The 15,243-nt window shown below is 66.5% G+C and carries 14 protein-coding genes; 8 read left to right on the top strand and 6 right to left on the bottom strand.

Annotated features, from left to right (window positions below; genetic code table 11):
• The first annotated feature begins 154 nt into the window (after positions 1–154).
• Entirely contained in the window at positions 155–736 is a 582-nt protein-coding gene (locus CAG33_RS05490; RefSeq protein WP_085632208.1) for a DJ-1/PfpI family protein, read from the top strand.
• A 64-nt stretch (positions 737–800) separates the two neighbouring features.
• Here the strand turns inward: CAG33_RS05490 and CAG33_RS05485 are convergent, their stop codons facing one another.
• The 3 genes from CAG33_RS05485 to CAG33_RS05475 form a co-directional block, all read right to left on the bottom strand.
• A complete protein-coding gene (locus tag CAG33_RS05485; protein ID WP_085637273.1) occupies positions 801–3,359 on the bottom strand; it encodes a TonB-dependent receptor in 2,559 nt (852 codons plus the stop codon).
• A gap of 122 nt (positions 3,360–3,481) precedes the next feature.
• Entirely contained in the window at positions 3,482–4,441 is a 960-nt protein-coding gene (locus CAG33_RS05480) for a FecR domain-containing protein (protein WP_085637270.1), read from the bottom strand.
• Positions 4,438–4,974, bottom strand: coding sequence for an RNA polymerase sigma factor (locus CAG33_RS05475; RefSeq protein WP_085585237.1), 537 nt, complete (start codon positions 4,972–4,974; stop codon positions 4,438–4,440). Before CAG33_RS05475 ends, CAG33_RS05480 begins: the two co-directional genes overlap by 4 nt.
• Before the next feature lie 155 nt (positions 4,975–5,129).
• On the opposite strand from CAG33_RS05475, the gene CAG33_RS05470 reads away from it, so the two are divergent.
• Complete coding sequence (locus CAG33_RS05470) at positions 5,130–5,474, top strand: YegP family protein (RefSeq protein WP_085585235.1); 345 nt, start codon at positions 5,130–5,132, stop codon at positions 5,472–5,474.
• An 80-nt stretch (positions 5,475–5,554) separates the two neighbouring features.
• On the opposite strand, the gene CAG33_RS05465 is transcribed toward CAG33_RS05470, so the two are convergent.
• Entirely contained in the window at positions 5,555–6,442 is an 888-nt protein-coding gene (locus CAG33_RS05465; protein ID WP_085585233.1) for a dihydrodipicolinate synthase family protein, read from the bottom strand.
• Between the two features lie 25 nt (positions 6,443–6,467).
• Positions 6,468–7,250 carry an aldolase gene (locus CAG33_RS05460; protein ID WP_085585231.1) on the bottom strand — a complete coding sequence of 261 codons (783 nt, stop codon included), beginning with the start codon at positions 7,248–7,250 and terminating at the stop codon, positions 6,468–6,470.
• 159 nt (positions 7,251–7,409) lie between these two features.
• On the opposite strand from CAG33_RS05460, the gene CAG33_RS05455 reads away from it, so the two are divergent.
• The gene (locus tag CAG33_RS05455; protein ID WP_085585229.1) at positions 7,410–7,952 is read left to right on the top strand and encodes a helix-turn-helix domain-containing protein; all 543 of its coding nucleotides are present in this window, start codon (positions 7,410–7,412) and stop codon (positions 7,950–7,952) included.
• 94 nt (positions 7,953–8,046) lie between these two features.
• Here CAG33_RS05455 and CAG33_RS05450 read toward each other — a convergent pair whose 3' ends face one another.
• The gene (locus CAG33_RS05450) at positions 8,047–9,066 is read right to left on the bottom strand and encodes a DUF4917 family protein (RefSeq protein WP_085585227.1); all 1,020 of its coding nucleotides are present in this window, start codon (positions 9,064–9,066) and stop codon (positions 8,047–8,049) included.
• 155 nt (positions 9,067–9,221) lie between these two features.
• Here CAG33_RS05450 and yiaY point away from each other — a divergent pair, with 155 nt between their 5' ends.
• The 5 genes from yiaY (at position 9,222) to CAG33_RS05425 (ending at position 15,230) form a co-directional block, all read left to right on the top strand.
• Positions 9,222–10,370, top strand: a complete 1,149-nt coding sequence (yiaY, locus tag CAG33_RS05445; RefSeq protein WP_085632218.1) for an L-threonine dehydrogenase — start codon at positions 9,222–9,224, stop codon at positions 10,368–10,370.
• A gap of 68 nt (positions 10,371–10,438) precedes the next feature.
• Complete coding sequence (locus CAG33_RS05440; RefSeq protein ID WP_085585223.1) at positions 10,439–11,347, top strand: LysR family transcriptional regulator; 909 nt, start codon at positions 10,439–10,441, stop codon at positions 11,345–11,347.
• Positions 11,348–11,549: 202 nt separating this feature from the next.
• Positions 11,550–12,743, top strand: coding sequence for a CaiB/BaiF CoA-transferase family protein (locus CAG33_RS05435; protein WP_085585221.1), 1,194 nt, complete (start codon positions 11,550–11,552; stop codon positions 12,741–12,743).
• Entirely contained in the window at positions 12,740–13,666 is a 927-nt protein-coding gene (locus CAG33_RS05430; RefSeq protein ID WP_085632222.1) for a hydroxymethylglutaryl-CoA lyase, read from the top strand. Before CAG33_RS05435 ends, CAG33_RS05430 begins: the two co-directional genes overlap by 4 nt.
• A 232-nt stretch (positions 13,667–13,898) precedes the next feature.
• A complete protein-coding gene (locus CAG33_RS05425; RefSeq protein WP_085585217.1) occupies positions 13,899–15,230 on the top strand; it encodes an MFS transporter in 1,332 nt (443 codons plus the stop codon).
• Positions 15,231–15,243: the final 13 nt, after the last annotated feature.

Here is a 15,243-nt window from a genome sequence, read left to right as displayed (position 1 = left end):
AGGTGGGTTCATCTAGCCACAAACCGCCGGGTTTGGCGCTTACAGCTGGCGGCAGAATGGTCGGTACAGTTCGGCTGCAGGCCACATATCCGCAGAGGCGGCGGATCCGGTCTACCTTGTAGGTTCCTGTGCATTTACCTGAGGAGTCCGGGCCATGGCCGCAAAGAAAATCCTGATGCTGGTCGGCGACTACGTCGAAGACTATGAAGTGATGGTGCCGTTCCAGGCCCTGCAGATGGTCGGTCACACCGTGCATGCCGTGTGTCCGGACAAGGCGGCGGGCAAGACGGTGCGCACGGCGATCCATGATTTCGAAGGCGACCAGACCTACAGCGAGAAACCCGGTCACCTGTTCGCCCTGAACTTCGATTTCGCCAAGGTCCAGGCCAAGGACTACGACGCCTTGCTGATCCCCGGCGGCCGTGCGCCGGAATACCTGCGGCTGAACGAGAAGGTGCTGGAACTGGTGCGCGCCTTCGACCAGGCCGGCAAGCCGATCGCGGCGGTGTGCCACGGGGCGCAGCTGCTGGCGGCGGCGGGCGTTCTGGAGGGGCGCGAGTGCAGCGCCTACCCGGCCTGTGCGCCGGAGGTGCGTCTGGCCGGCGGCACCTACATCGACATCCCGGTGACCGAGGGCCATGTCCAGGGCAACCTGGCCACCGCCCCGGCCTGGCCGGCGCATCCGCACTGGCTGGCCGGTTTCCTCGGGTTGCTGGGCACCCGGATCACCCTGTAGCCGACGGGCCTCGTCCTTGCGGTAGCCAGCAGGCCGGCGCCCGCAAGGGCGCCGCCGGAGCGGGTCAGAAGAACCGCGTCACGCTCACCTTGGCGTTGCGCCCCTGGCTGTAGGCGCGGTCACCGCTGAGGGCCGGGCGATAGTCTTCGTTGAACAGGTTGTCGACCGTCAGGTTCACCTCGGTGCCCTTGAGGTAAGGCTGCTGCGGTTTCCAGTTGGCGAACAGGCCCTGCACGTTGTAGCGGTCGTTGTCGTACTGGTCGTAGAACACATCGCCCACGGTGTTCTTGCCGGAGCCGTACTTGTCGCTCGGCAGGCGGTCGGTCTGGCGCACGAACTCGCCCTGCCAGCCGACCTGGGCGTCCCAGGACGGGATCTTCACGCCGAGCACCGCCACCCACTTGGCCGGCGGAATGTCCCGGGCCCAGACGTCCGGCCCCCACGGGTTGGTGTAGGCCCCCTCGTGCTTGCCGGTCATCCACGAATAGGACAGCGAGCCGAACAGGTACGTCGAGTCATAGAAGCTCTCGACCTCGAAGCCCTTGATGGTCACCCCGCCGATGTTGCGGTAGTTGCCCATCGGGCCCATGCCTTTGCAGTCGGTGGAGATGCTGCCGCCCTTGATCGCCTGGTTCTCGCAGCCGATGCCGGTGGCCTTGAAGATCTCGTCGTCGATCTTGTTGCGGAACAGGGTGGTGCGCACCTGCACGTTGTCGTGGTCGGTGAACACGCCGGCGAAATGGCTGATGTTGCCGGCGCGCCAGCCGGTGATGCGTTCCGGGTCGAGGTCGACGCTGGTGGCGGTGCGGCTGCCCAGGCCCTGGACTTCGTACTGTTCGTCGATCACCGGCGCGCGCCAGGTCTTGCTGTAGTCGACGAAGAAGCCGACGTCCGGGGTCATCCGCCAGAAGGCCGACAGGCGCGGCGACCAGCCGGTGTAGGTGCGGTCGCTGTAGTCATGGCCGAAGGCCGGATCCGGGTTGTTGTAGTACGGCGCTTCGTTGGCTTCGCCGCGGTTGCGCACATGGTCGTAGCGCAGGGACGGGGTCAGGGTGAAGTCGCCCAGGGTGATGGCGTCCTGGAAGTAGACGCTGTTGGTGTCGACCTTGCCCTGTGGCATGAAGCTGGGCTGGAAGCGGCCGCCGTTGTACTTGGGCACCTCGTAGGCCTTGCCCGGCATCCACATTTCGGTGTCGCGGCTGTGGCGGCGCAGTTGCACGCCGGTGGTGAACGCATGGGCCAGCGGGCCGGTCTCGAACAGGCTGACGTTGCTGGCCTCGACGATGCGGTCCTTGTAGGCGGTGTCCATCTTGCGTCCGCCGGTGGAGGTCTGGAAGAACGCCGTGGCGTCGCGTTCATCGGTCTGGTCGGTGTTGGACTCCGAGTAGCTGAGCTTGAAGTCGATCAGGCGGTTGTCCAGCGGCTGGTACTGGTACTTGGCCGACCAGGTGGTGTCGACGGTTTCGCGGTTGGCCAGGAAGCGCTTGAGCGCCTTGTCGTAGCCGTACTGCTTGATGTTGGACCAGGTCGGCGGCGTCGGGTAGCTGGCGGACGAGAACGGAGTCCAGCGCTCGCTTTGCGAACGCGAGTAGGACAGCCCCACGCTGTGCTCGTCGTCCAGGTGCAGGTTGAACTTGAGCAGTTGGCCGTCCAGGTCCTGGGCGCTGTTGGGCAGGCGCTTGGGGTTGATCGGGTACTGGTTGTCCGGGTCGGGCGGGGTGCCGGCCAGCTTCATGTCGCCGCCGTCGCGCCGGGTCAGGTACACCAGCGCGTCGGCGCGGCCGTCCTCGGTGCGGCCGAACGCGGCGCCGCTGTAGGTCTGCTGATGGTCGTTGCTGGCGTAGCCGTACTTGACCATCGCGCCGCTGTTGCGACCTTCCTGCAGCAGGTCTGGCGCGTCCTTGGTTTCCATGTGGACGGTGCCGCCGAAGCCGCCGTTGCCGGTGAGCACCGAGTGCGGGCCCTTTTCCACCTCGATGCGTTTGATCAGTTCCGGCTCGATGAAAATCGTGCCCTGCTGATAGCGCTCGAAGCCGCTCTTGGTGGCGCCGTCGACGGTCAGCGGCACGTCCTCGGCGTCGCCCAGGCCCCAGATGTTGATGGTCTGGCCGCCGGGTTTCATCGACCCGCCCATGCTCACGCCCGGCAGGGTGGCGAGCAGGCTGGGGATGTTGGCGGGCTGGCGGCGGTCGATGTCGGCCTGGGTCAGGGTCGAGCGGCCAACCGTGCCGGAATCGACCTCGGTGCCGCTGCCGATCACGCTCAGGGCATCGAGCTGGATCCCGTCGCCGCTGCTGGCCACGGGTTCTTGAGGGCGCACCACATAGGTCTGGTTGACCTTGATCAGGCCGAACGGGCTGTTTTCCAGCAATTGCCGGATGGCGGCTTCCGCGCTGTATTCGCCGTCGAGGGCCGGGGCCTTGAGGTCGCGCAGCTGCGCTTCATCGAACAGCAACTGGATCCCGGCCTGCTGCGCGATCTGGCTCAGCGAGGCGGCCAGCGGCTGCGCCGGCAGATGCAGGCTGAGGTTGTTGGCATGGGCCTGAACGCTGAACGCCAGGCAGGCGGCGAGCAGGGTCGGTCGAAGGCAGGTGAGCGGGTACGGCGAAAGCACGCGAAACATGGAATCCCCCAAAGCGGCAAAAGGGCCGGAAAGGCCTGCGTTCGGAACGCAGACCGGAGGAAGACGGGACAGGCGAAAAAAACCTCACATGCGAATGCAAAATATTCTCATGTGAGATGCCGTCAGCGGTTTTCCAGGCGGATGCGGCCGTCGGTCAGTGGCACGGCCTTCACCGGAATCAAGGCGGGCAGGGCGTTGACCAGGGCGTCCGGATCCTGGGTGTCGAGATGGCCGGAGACCTTGATCTGCCCCAGTCTGGCGTTGGCCAGCAGCACAGGGTGCGGGCGGTAGAGGTTCAGCTCGTCCACCAGGCTGGCGAGCTCGCGGTTGCGGAACGACAGATGCCCGGTGCGCCAGTCGGCCACCTGGCCGTCGGCCAGGGTCTGCTGGCGCACGGCGCCGTCGGCCAGATCGACCGCGGCTTGCTGCTGCGCACCGAGCAGCAGCGGCGCCCGGTTGGCCGGCGCGAAAGCCACCTGACCGTGGGCGACGCTCACCACTACTTGCGCATCGCTGCGCCGCACATCGAAGCCGGTGCCGACCACCCGCACGGTCGCGTCGCCGGCCTGCACCCACAGCGGCCGTTCCTTGTCCGGCGCCACGTCCACATAGAACTGGCCGCGGTCGAGGATGAGCCGGCGCTGCTGGCTGTCGAACTCGATGCGCAGCTGCGTGTTGGCGTTGACCGACAACGTGCTGCCGTCCGGCAGTTCGAGGGTGCGCCTGTCCTTGGACTGCGTGGCGATCTGTTGATGAAGCACCGTGTGGGACGTGCCCAACGGCAAGGCCTGCACGGCACAGAGCAACGCCGCCGCCGTCGCCAGCGCCGGACGCCATCGGCTGGCGGGCTTTCGCGGCGCCAGGGTTGCCGGGCGGTGCAGAGGGCGCACCCCTTCCAGGTCGGCCCACAGCGCTTCGAATGCCTGATAGGCCTTGGCGTGTTCGGGCTCGCGCAGCCACCACTCGAATGCCCGGCGCGTGGCGGGGCCCGGTTGCCGGCGGTTGCGCGTGAACCAAGCGGCGGCTTGCGCGTCGACGCTCTCGCCCGCCGGGCCGACGGTCAAATCGTGAGGGAGGTTCATTGAGGCTGCTCCGTGCCGTTGTCGTGATCCAGGCGTTGCTTGCAGTGCAACAGCGCACAGGCGATGTGTTTCTCCACCATGCTCAGCGAGATGCCCATGCGCTCGGCGATCTGCGCCTGGCTCAGGCCTTCGAAGCGGTGCAGCATCAGTGCCTCGCGCCGGCGCGGCGACAGTTCGCCCAACACCGCCTTGAGCTGTTCCAGGCGCTGCTGGCGTTGCGCGGCGGCCATCGGATCCTGGCGTTCGTCGGCCACAGGCTCCGGGTCGGCCTCGTGAGCGGGCTGGATGATATGTCGCACTTTCTGCCGCCGCCAGTGGTCGCGCAGCAGATTGCGCGCCATCTGGAACAGGAACGCCCGCGGCTGCTCGACCTGGGCCCGGTCGCGGTAGTCGAGCCACTGGGTGAAGACGTCCTGGGTCATGTCCGCCGCGTCGCTGGGGTTGTCCGTGCGTTTGTGCAGGTAATGCAGGATGTCCCTGTAGAACCGGCGAAATGAATCCACCGGCAGAGGATCGGGCGTTGGGCGGGACATGGATATCCTTCTCGACGGAGCGGGGGCGCAGAAAGGCGCGAATGATATCGAGAACGATTGCTATTTGTCATGTTGGCAAACGACACCGGCCGTCCACTGGCTGAACCGCGCAAAGGGTCTTTACTGTCGGAAGTCCAATCGACGGGAGCAGGAACATGTCCGGATGGTACGAATTGAGCAAAAGCAGCAATGGTCAGTTCAGGTTCGTCCTGAAGGCCGCCAACGCCGAGATCATTTTGACCAGCGAGCTCTACACCACGCACGCGGCGGCCCAGGCCGGCATCGCGGCGGTGCAGGCGAACAGTCCGCTGGATGAGCGCTACGAGCGAAAATCGACGAAGGACGGCCACCCGTACTTCAACCTCAAGGCCGCCAATCACCAGGTCATCGGCAGCAGCGAGGCCTATTCCTCCAATGCCGCGTGCGACAAGGGCATCGCCAGCGTCAAGGCCAACGGGCCTTCGAAGACGGTCAAGGACAAGGCGCGGCCGGTTCTCTGAACCGCTGATGCGGGCTTGCCCGCGATGGCGGCCTTGAAGGTGCCGTCGCGAGCAGGCTCGCTCCTGCAGGAGCGGCGGGATCAGCGCAGGTGCTTGAGCAGCGCCTTGAGTTGCGTGCGTCCGGCCTCGCTCAGCGGGAACACCGGCAGGCGCGGATCACCGGCCTCCAGCCCGGTCTCGCGCAGGCCGGCCTTGATCGTCGCCGGCAGGCCGCCCTTGAGGATGAAGTCCAGCAGCGGCAACTGGCGGTAGAACAGCTCCCGCGCCTTGGCCAGGTCGCCCGCCAGGGTGGCGTCGTACAGGTCCAGGTTGAGCTGCGCGATCAGGTTCGGCGCCGCCGTGCACCAGCCTCGGGCCCCGGCGGCGAACGCTTCCAGGGCCAGCGGGTTGCAGCCGTTGTAGAACGGCACCCGGCCTTCGCCGAGCAGTTGCAGCTTGTGCATGCGCTGGATGTCGCCGGTGCTCTCCTTGACCATGGTCACGTTCTCCACGCCGTCGACGATGCGCAGGATCAGCTCCACCGACATGTCGGTGCCGCTGGTGGCCGGGTTGTTGTAGAGCATGATCGGCACGCCGATGCTGTCGCCGATGGCGCGGTAGTGGGCGAGGATCTCCGCTTCGCTGAGCTTCCAGTAGGAGGCCGGCAGCACCATCACCACGTCGGCGCCGTGGGCTTCGGCGAAGCGGGCGCGGCGGATGGCCTTGGCGGTGGTCAGGTCGGACACGCTGACGATGGTCGGCACCCGCTTGGCCACGTGGCGGAGGCTGAACTCGGCGACCTGGTCCCACTCGGCGTCGCTCAGGTAGGCGCCTTCGCCGGTGCTGCCCAGCGGGGCGATGGCGTGGACGCCGCTGTCGATCATCCGGTCGATGGAGCGGCCGAGGGCCGGCAGGTCGAGGCCTTCGCCGTGGGCGCCGAACGGGGTGACGGTGTAGCCGATGATGCCGTGAATGTCGGTCTTGGACATGGGGGTGACTCCGTGAAAAGGGGCTTCAGTTCAGGCAATCGGCGTGCTGGCGCAGATTCTGCCGGGCGTAGTAGTTGAAGGCGGCGGCATGGCGCTTGGGCTTGGACACCCAGTCATGGGCTTCGCGGCCCAGCGCCGGGATGATCGGCTTGACGGTGCCGGCCGCCATCGCCAGCAGTTGCAGTTTGGCGGCGCGCTCGATCAGTTGCGCGATCACGCAGGCTTCCTCGATGGTGGCGCCGGTGGACAACTGGCCGTGGTGCGACAGCAGGATCGCCCGCTTGTCGCCGAGGGCGCCGGCGATCAGCTCGCCTTCTTCGTTGCCCACCGGCACGCCCGGCCAGCCTTCGAGGAAGGCGCAGTCGTCGTACAGCGGGCACAGATCCATGTGGGAAATCTCCAGCGGCACTTCCAGCATCGACAGGGCGGCGATGTGCGTCGGGTGCGTGTGGATGATGCAGTTCACGTCCGGCCGGGCGCGGTACACCCAACTGTGGAAACGGTTGGCCGGGTTGGCCATGCCGTGGCCTTCGAGCACTTCCAGGTCTTCGTTGACCAGCAGCAGGTTGCCTGCGGTGATCTCGTCGAAACCCAGGCCCAGTTGCTGGGTCCAGTAAGTGCCGGGCTGCGGCCCGCGGGCGGTGATCTGCCCGGCGAGGCCGGCATCGTGGCCGTTCTCGAACAGGATGCGGCAGGTCAGGGCCAGCTTTTGCCGGTCTGTCCACGTATTATCCGCCAGGGTGTTCTGCATCTGCGTCAGCGCCTGCTTGACCAGCTGCTCTTTGGGTAGTGCTAATGTCTTGGCCATATCGGTGTCCTTCGGGTGGTTCAACGGACGTCGGGTTTGCTGTCGCTCCGCTGCTCGCAAGGTCGTGGGTGACTGCAAATGACACTAAAGAGGCTATATGACACTTTGTGTCATTGGCAAGGAATAATCGCCGTTTCCTTGATGGATTAATCGCTTCGCATGTCTATCCGTTTGAAATTATTGAGAAAAAAACTTGGCGTGACGTTGGAGGCCTTGGCCGAGAAGTCCGGCATGACCAAGAGTTATCTGTCGAAGGTCGAGCGCGGGCTCAACACGCCGTCGATCGCCGCCGCGCTGAAACTGGCCAAGGCGCTGAACGTGAAGGTCGAGGAACTGTTCTCCGAGGACAACGTCAGCCTCGACAGCTACAGCCTGGTGCGCAGCCACGAGCGCCAGTCGCTGGCCGCCAACGACCACAGCCACGGCTACGCGGTGCTGGCCCATCAGGTGAGCGAGCGCAGCCTGCTGCCGTTCATCATCTACCCGCCCGCCGAGTTCACCGACAAAACCTTCAAGGAACACTTGGGCGAGGAATTCCTGTTCGTCCACGAAGGCCGGGTGGAAGTGGATTTCATGACCGAACGGGTGCTGCTGGAGAAGGGCGACGCGCTGCACTTCAACGCGCAGAAGCCGCACCGGATCCGCTCGGTGGGCGAGGAGCAGGCGCAGTTGCTGGTGGTGGTGCACAGCGCCGAAGAGTGACCGGCCGGTTTGGCTGACGCCTGCATGGGCAGGCGTGCAGCACCGGTCTCCTGTGGGAGCTGGCCTGCCAGCGATGGCGTCCGATGGTCCGCCGCTAAACCTCGACCGGCACCGACAGCTTCGGATTCCCCAACGCATGGCTCTTGGCGTCGAAGAAGCGCAGTTCGGTCGCGGTTCCCTCGAACAGCCTGGCGTAATGGCGCTTCTGGTGCTGGATGAACGCGCTGCTGCGCGGGTAGACCGAGATCGCCAGAACCTTGGGCTGGGCCAGGCGCAGGGCGCGGACGATGTGCGCGTCCTGCTCGCCCAGGGCATGGCCGAACAGGCACAGGTTGTCGCTGTGCCGCTGCAACTGGTCCAGGCAGAACGACAGGTAGTCCGAACTGCGGATGGTCTTGAGCTTGTCCGCCACCGGCCCTTCGTTGACGATCAGCGGCACGTCGTCGAGGGTCTTGATCGTGTTGTTGATCGCGAACTGGCCCAGCAGCGTGCCTTCGGTCGAGGCCAGCCGGCGCGCCGTGCCGTCCTGGTTGCGCACCAGGTGCAGGCCGCCGTGCAGGTACAGCAGGCGTGGCTTGTGCGTGGCGTTCGCGCACAGGTCGAACCCGGCGTCGGGGCCGTTGAACAGGTCGTCGACGGCCTCGCCGCCGTGCTGGACCGCCCAGTGGCCGAGCAGGTCGTAGTTGGTGGTGAACACCGTGCGGTAGCGGGCCAGTTCCTCGCCCAGCGCCGCCAGGGTCGAGGCCTCGACCAGGCGCCAGGGGATGTGCACCGCGTGCACCGTGTTGATCAGCGCTTCCTTGATCGCGTAGTAGCGGTTGCGCGGCGCCGCCGAGCTGACCGCCAGGGCCTTGTTCACCCGGCTGGTGGTCTTCAGCGCGCCCAGCACCTGCTCGAAGCTGCGCGTCTGCAGGGCGTCGAAGACCGCCAGCTCGGACGCACCCAGCGGTTTCTCTTCCACCGTGCGGGCGTTCTCGAACAGCGAGTCGTAGCCGAAGTCGTCCCACACCGCGCGGCTGGCGCCGTTGCCCGTGAGCAGGCCGCCGAAGGCCACAGTGTCGCGCAGGGCGTTCCAGTCTTCGAGGCGGTCGTCGACATCCAGAAAATCGGTCATTGCAGGGCAGGTCTCAAACAAAGGGGCAGATGGGCGGCGACTTTATCACGAGCGGGCATTGAGCCAGATCAACAACGGCCGTGACCGTTCGGTCGATCCTGTGCGCATCCGCCGGATCGGAGCAACCGGTTCGCCCCCTGTCAGGAGACCCGTTCATGAGCAGCACGTTCTTCATTCCCGCCGTCAACATCATGGGCAGCGGCTGCCTGGACGACGCCATGGGCGCGATCCGCAACTACGGCCTGCGCAAGGCGCTGATCGTCACCGACGCCGGCCTGGCCAAGGCCGGCGTGGCGCAGATGATCGCCGAGAAACTGGCGATGCAGGACATCGACTCGGTGACCTTCGACGGCGCCAAGCCCAACCCGAGCATTGCCAACGTCGAGGCGGGGCTGGAGATGCTCAAGGCCGGCCGCTGCGATTTCGTGGTGTCCCTGGGCGGCGGCTCGCCCCACGACTGCGCCAAGGGCATCGCCCTGTGCGCGACCAACGGCGGGCACATCAGCGACTACGAAGGCGTCGACCGCTCCGCCAAGCCGCAGCTGCCGCTGATCGCGATCAACACCACCGCCGGCACCGCCAGCGAGATGACCCGCTTCTGCATCATCACCGACGAATCGCGCCACGTGAAAATGGCCATCGTCGACCGCAACGTCACACCGCTGCTGTCGGTCAACGACCCGGCGCTGATGGTGGCGATGCCCAAGGGCCTGACCGCCGCCACCGGCATGGACGCGCTGACCCACGCCATCGAAGCCTATGTGTCCACCGCCGCCAACCCGATCACCGACGCCTGCGCGCTCAAGGCCATGACCCTGATCAGCAACAACCTGCGCCTGGCGGTGCGCGACGGCAGCGACCTGGCGGCGCGGGAGAACATGGCCTACGCGCAGTTCCTGGCCGGCATGGCGTTCAACAATGCGTCGCTGGGCTACGTGCACGCGATGGCGCACCAGTTGGGCGGCTTCTACGATCTGCCCCACGGCGTCTGCAACGCCGTGCTGCTGCCCCATGTGCAGACGTTCAACGCGCTGGTGTGCGCCGACCGCCTCACCGACGTGGCCCACGCCATGGGCGCGGACATCCGCGGCTTCAGCCCGGAGGAGGGCGCTCAAGCGGCCATCGCCGCGATCCGCTGCCTGGCCAAGGACGTCGAGATCCCCGGTGGCCTGCGCGACCTGGGCGCCAAATGCACCGACATCCCGGTGCTCGCCGCCAACGCCCTGAAAGACGCGTGCGGCTTCACCAATCCGCGGGCGGCGGATCAGCGGCAGATCGAGGAGATTTTCCGCAACGCATTCTGAGGCGGGCACGGCGCGGGCGAACGGCGTTATGCTGCGGACTCGCCCGCGCCGTCACCGCCGAGTCTTGCATGCTGCAAAAGAGCCTGATCCGCCGCCTCGACCTGATCACCCTGCACCTGTTCGTCGCTGTCCACGAAGAGGGCACCCTGACCCGCGCCGCCGCCCGCGAGGCGATCGCCGTGTCGGCGGCGAGCAAGCGTCTGATGGAGCTGGAAGAGGCGCTGGGCATCAGCCTGTTCGTGCGCCAGGCCAAGGGCATGACCCTGACGCCGGCCGGCGAGACCTTGCTGCACCACGCCCGGCAGATGCTGTTCAACGTCGAGAAGATGGGCCTGGAGCTGGGCGAGCACAGCCATGGCGTGCGCGGCTATGTGCGGATGCTCGCCAACCTGTCGGCGATCATCCAGTTCCTGCCCGAAGACCTGCGCGACTTCTCCGGATCGCACCCGCAGATCAAGACCGACCTGGAGGAGAGGCCCAGCGCGGGCGTGATCCAGGGAGTGCTCGACGGCGTCGCGGACCTGGGCATCTGTTCCTGCGACAGCGACATCAAGGGGCTGCAGAGCGTGCTGTACCGCCGCGACCGCCTGGTGGTGGTGACGCTGCCAGAACATCCGCTGACCGCCCGCGAATCCGTCGCGTTCGCCGACACCCTGGACAACGATTACGTCGGCCTGCACGCCGCCAGCTCGATCAACATGCGCACCCACGCCGCCGCGCGCCAGGCCGGCAAAGTGCTGCGCATCCGCATTCATGTGCCGGGGTTCGACGCGGTGTGCCGGATGGTGCAGGCCAACATGGGCATCGGCATCCTGCCGCAGCGCGCCTACGAACTGTTCGGCCGGGCGTTGGGATTGCGGGCTGTGCCGTTGAGCGATGAGTGGTCGGACCGGGCACTGATCCTCGTGGCGCGGGACGAGGCGGCGCTGTCGCCGGTGAGCCGGATGCTGTTCGAGCATCTGCGCGGGCAGGGCTGAGGTTTCCATCCGGGCAAGCCGATGCAGCGGGCAATACCGCGGGAACTCGCCTGCTGGCGATGACGGGCAGAGCTGTACCGTCGTTCCCACATTCACCGAGCGTTCGCATTTGGCGAACGCCCCTTGCCGAGTGAAGGTTGGATTCATCCTTCGGCATTCCTCTAGCCTTGGCCGCAATTCCAAGAACAAGAGGTAACCTGCGATGACCGCCCCCTTGAGTGCAATCAAAGTGATCGAGATCGGCACGCTGATCGCTGCGCCTTTTGCCGCGCGGATGCTCGCCGAGTTCGGCGCCGAGGTGATCAAGATCGAAGCCATGGGACAGGGCGATCCGCTGCGCAAATGGCGCAAGCTGCACGAAGGCACGTCGCTGTGGTGGTACCTGCAATCGCGCAACAAGAAATCCCTGGCGCTGAACCTCAAGTCCACCGAGGGCATCGACCTGGTCAAGCGGTTGGCGCAGGACGCCGACGTGATCATCGAAAACCTGCGCCCCGGCGCCCTGGAGAAACTCGGGCTGGGCTGGGACGTGCTCCAGGCGCTGAACCCCAATCTCACCCTCGTGCGCATCTCCGGCTACGGCCAGACCGGCCCCTACCGTGACCGCCCGGGCTTCGGCGCCATCGGCGAGGCCATGGGCGGCATTCGCTATACCACCGGCAGCCCCGGTTCGCCGCCGGCGCGGGTCGGGGTCAGCCTGGGCGATTCGCTGGCTTCGCTGCACGCGGTGATCGGCGCGCTGATGTCGCTGCTGCGGGTCAAGACCGGGCAGGGCGGCGGTCAGGTCGTCGATGTGTCGTTGGCCGAGAGCGTATTCAACGTGATGGAAAGCCTGGTGCCGGAGTACGACATGCTCGGCCATGTCCGCGAACGCAGCGGCGGCGCCTTGCCGGGCATCGCACCGTCCAACACCTACCTCACCGGCGACGGCGCCTATGTGGTGATCGCCGGCAACAGCGACCCGATCTACCGGCGCCTGATGCAGGTGATCGGCCGTGCGGACCTGGCCGATGCCCCCGAGTTCGCCCACAACGACGGGCGGGCGGCGAAAAGCGGCGTGCTGGACGCGGCCATCACCCATTGGACCAGCAGTTTGCCGATCGACGATGTGCTGAGCGTGCTGGAGGCCGCCGAAGTGCCCGCCGGACGCATCTATTCGGTGGCCGACATCGTCGCCGACCCGCATTACCGGGCGCGGGACATGCTGCTCGACGCCGAACTGCCCGGCGGCGCTACGGTGAAGATGCCGGGCATCGTGCCCAAGCTCTCGCAGACCCCCGGCGCGGTGAACTGGTCCGGCCCGGCGCTCGGTCAGCACACTGACGCCATCCTCGCCGGGCTCGGCCTGGCGCCATCGGACATCGAACGCCTCAAAGCCCAGAAGGTGGTGCAATGATCACGGACTTTTCGCAACGCCTCATCGTCCAGGAAGTCTCGCCCCGGGACGGGCTGCAGATCGAGCCGACCTGGGTCGAGACCCAAGACAAGATCGCGCTGATCGATCAACTGTCCCTGGCCGGTTTCAGCCGCATCGAGGCCGGCTCCTTCGTCTCGCCCAACGCCGTTCCGGCCCTGCGCGACGGCGAGCAGGTGTTCAAGGGCATCCTTCGCCGGCCCGGCGTGACCTACGTTGCGCTGATTCCCAACCTCAAAGGCGCACAGCGTGCCCTGGCGGCCGGGGCGGACGAGCTGAACCTGGTGATGTCCGCCAGCCAGACCCACAACCTGGCGAACATGCGCATGAGCTGCGAAGCCTCGCTGGCGGCGTTCGCCGAGACCGTGGCGTTCGCCAGCGGCTCCGGTACGGGCCTCAACGGCAGTATCGCCACCGCGTTCGGTTGCCCGTTCGAAGGCCGGACAGACGAGGACCGGGTGCTGCGGATCGTCGACGCCTATCAGGAACTCGGCATCCGCGGCATCACCCTGGCCGACACCACCGGCATGGCCAACCCCCGGCAGGTGGACGGCTTGGTGCGGCGGGTGCTGCAACGGGTGCCGGCGGCCGACCTCACCTTGCATTTCCACAACACCCGCGGCCTGGGCCTGTGCAACGTGCTGGCGGCCTACGAGGCCGGGGCCCGGCGCTTCGATGCGGCGCTCGGCGGGCTGGGCGGCTGTCCGTTCGCGCCGGGCGCGTCGGGCAACATCTGCACCGAGGATCTGGTGAACCTCTGCGACGAGGTCGGCATTGCGACGGGCATCGACTTGCCGCTGCTGCTGAAACTGTCCCGAGGTTTGCCGGCGCTGCTGGGCCACGACATTCCCGGCCAACTGGCCAAGGCCGGGCGCAATTGCGACCTGCATCCGGTTCCCTCGTGACAGGCGCCTTGCCCTGTGTGAGCGACCCCGACTGACGCTTTCGCCAGCAGGCCGGCTCCCACAGGTTCTGCGTCCGCCCCCGGCACGGTCGGAGCCAGCCTGCTGGCGATGACGTCAGACCGGGCGCCGCAGGAGGGGGCCAAGACAGTGGCCCCTCCGTTTCAAAAAGCATTTCAACCGCCAGACAACAAAAACAATCGGACGCCCCCGGCAGTCCGCCTGGAGAATACTTATGAGCCTCAACGTCATGGAGGCGGGCGCGAGCCCGTCCGTCAATCACGATGCCGAAAAAGCCCTGGTCAGCAAGGTCGCCTGGCGCCTGATGCCGCTGATCATGGTCTGTTACCTGTTCGCCTTTTTCGACCGCATCAACATCAGCTTCGCCAAGTTCCAGCTGCAGGCCGACCTGAGCCTGAGCGACACCGCCTACGGGTTCGGCGCCGGGCTGTTCGTGGTCGGTTACGTGCTGTTCGAAGTGCCGAGCAACATGATGCTGTACAAGGTCGGCGCACGGCGCTGGATCGCCCGGATCATGATGTCCTGGGGCATTGCCACCGCGTTGATGGTGTTCGTCACCAGCGAATGGCAGTTCTACGCGCTGCGGTTTCTCATCGGTGCGATGGAGGCCGGTTTCGCCCCCGGCGTGCTGTATTACCTGACGCTGTGGTTCCCGCAGCATTTTCGCGGGCGCATCACCTCGATGCTGTTCCTGGCCTCGGCGTTCGCCGGGCTGGTGGGCGCGCCGTTTTCCGGCCTGGTGCTGGAGCACCTCGACGGCGTGCTGCAGATGCGCGGCTGGCACTGGCTGTTCCTGCTCGGTGGCGTGCCGTGCGTGGGCCTCGGCTTCCTGGTGCTGACATTGCTCAAGGACCGCATCGAGGACGCGCCCTGGCTGACGGCGGACGAAAAGAGCCTGCTCGCCAGCCGCATCGCCCAGCATGAACCACACAAGAGCGGCGGGTCGTTGCTGGCGGCGCTGAAGATCCCGGGTTTCCTGACACTGGGCCTGATCTACTTCCTGATCCAGGTCGCGTCCTACGGCCTGAACTTCTGGGCGCCGCAACTGATCCGCAGCGCCGGCACCGAAAGCCCGGTGATGATCGGCCTGCTGACTGCGGTTCCCTACATCTGCGGGGCCATCAGCATGGTGGTGATCGGCCGGCTGTCGGACGCCACCGGCGAGCGGCGCAAGTTCGTCGCCGGGCTGGTGACCGTCGGCGCCATCGGGTTCTTCAGCGCGGGGATCTTCGCCAGCCATACCACGTTCCTGATCGTCGCCCTGGGCCTGCTCGGCGCCGGCATCATCGCCTCCATCCCGAGCTTCTGGACGTTGCCGCCCAAGTTGCTGGCAGGTGCCGGCGCCGGGGCGGCGGGCGGGATCGCGGTGATCAACACGCTGGGGCAGTTCGGCGGCATCGTCAGCCCGGTGATGGTCGGACGGATCAGGGACCTGACCGGCAGCACCACCCCGGCGCTGTATGTCATCGGTGTGGCGGCACTGATCGCGGCGGCATTGCTGCTGTGGGGGTTGCCGCAGAAGCTGCGCACGCTCGATAAGGGTTGAGTCGGTGCCGTTG

Source organism: Pseudomonas sp. B3(2017), from assembly GCF_002113595.1.
GTDB classification, from domain to species: Bacteria; Pseudomonadota; Gammaproteobacteria; order Pseudomonadales; family Pseudomonadaceae; genus Aquipseudomonas; species Aquipseudomonas ekonensis.
The sequence above is the reverse complement of the archived record's forward strand: the minus strand, read 5'-3'. Positions and strand labels throughout refer to the sequence as shown.

Bases quoted from the DNA above. Each gene is read 5' to 3' on its own strand.
- CAG33_RS05490 (WP_085632208.1), top strand. From the start codon at position 155: ATGGCCGCAAAGAAAATCCTGATGCTGGTCGGCGACTACGTCGAAGAC.
- CAG33_RS05485 (WP_085637273.1), bottom strand. From the start codon at position 3,359: ATGTTTCGCGTGCTTTCGCCGTACCCGCTCACCTGCCTTCGACCGACC.
- CAG33_RS05480 (WP_085637270.1), bottom strand. From the start codon at position 4,441: ATGAACCTCCCTCACGATTTGACCGTCGGCCCGGCGGGCGAGAGCGTC.
- CAG33_RS05475 (WP_085585237.1), bottom strand. From the start codon at position 4,974: ATGTCCCGCCCAACGCCCGATCCTCTGCCGGTGGATTCATTTCGCCGG.
- CAG33_RS05470 (WP_085585235.1), top strand. From the start codon at position 5,130: ATGTCCGGATGGTACGAATTGAGCAAAAGCAGCAATGGTCAGTTCAGG.
- CAG33_RS05465 (WP_085585233.1), bottom strand. From the start codon at position 6,442: ATGTCCAAGACCGACATTCACGGCATCATCGGCTACACCGTCACCCCG.
- CAG33_RS05460 (WP_085585231.1), bottom strand. From the start codon at position 7,250: ATGGCCAAGACATTAGCACTACCCAAAGAGCAGCTGGTCAAGCAGGCG.
- CAG33_RS05455 (WP_085585229.1), top strand. From the start codon at position 7,410: ATGTCTATCCGTTTGAAATTATTGAGAAAAAAACTTGGCGTGACGTTG.
- CAG33_RS05450 (WP_085585227.1), bottom strand. From the start codon at position 9,066: ATGACCGATTTTCTGGATGTCGACGACCGCCTCGAAGACTGGAACGCC.
- yiaY (WP_085632218.1), top strand. From the start codon at position 9,222: ATGAGCAGCACGTTCTTCATTCCCGCCGTCAACATCATGGGCAGCGGC.
- CAG33_RS05440 (WP_085585223.1), top strand. From the start codon at position 10,439: ATGCTGCAAAAGAGCCTGATCCGCCGCCTCGACCTGATCACCCTGCAC.
- CAG33_RS05435 (WP_085585221.1), top strand. From the start codon at position 11,550: ATGACCGCCCCCTTGAGTGCAATCAAAGTGATCGAGATCGGCACGCTG.
- CAG33_RS05430 (WP_085632222.1), top strand. From the start codon at position 12,740: ATGATCACGGACTTTTCGCAACGCCTCATCGTCCAGGAAGTCTCGCCC.
- CAG33_RS05425 (WP_085585217.1), top strand. From the start codon at position 13,899: ATGAGCCTCAACGTCATGGAGGCGGGCGCGAGCCCGTCCGTCAATCAC.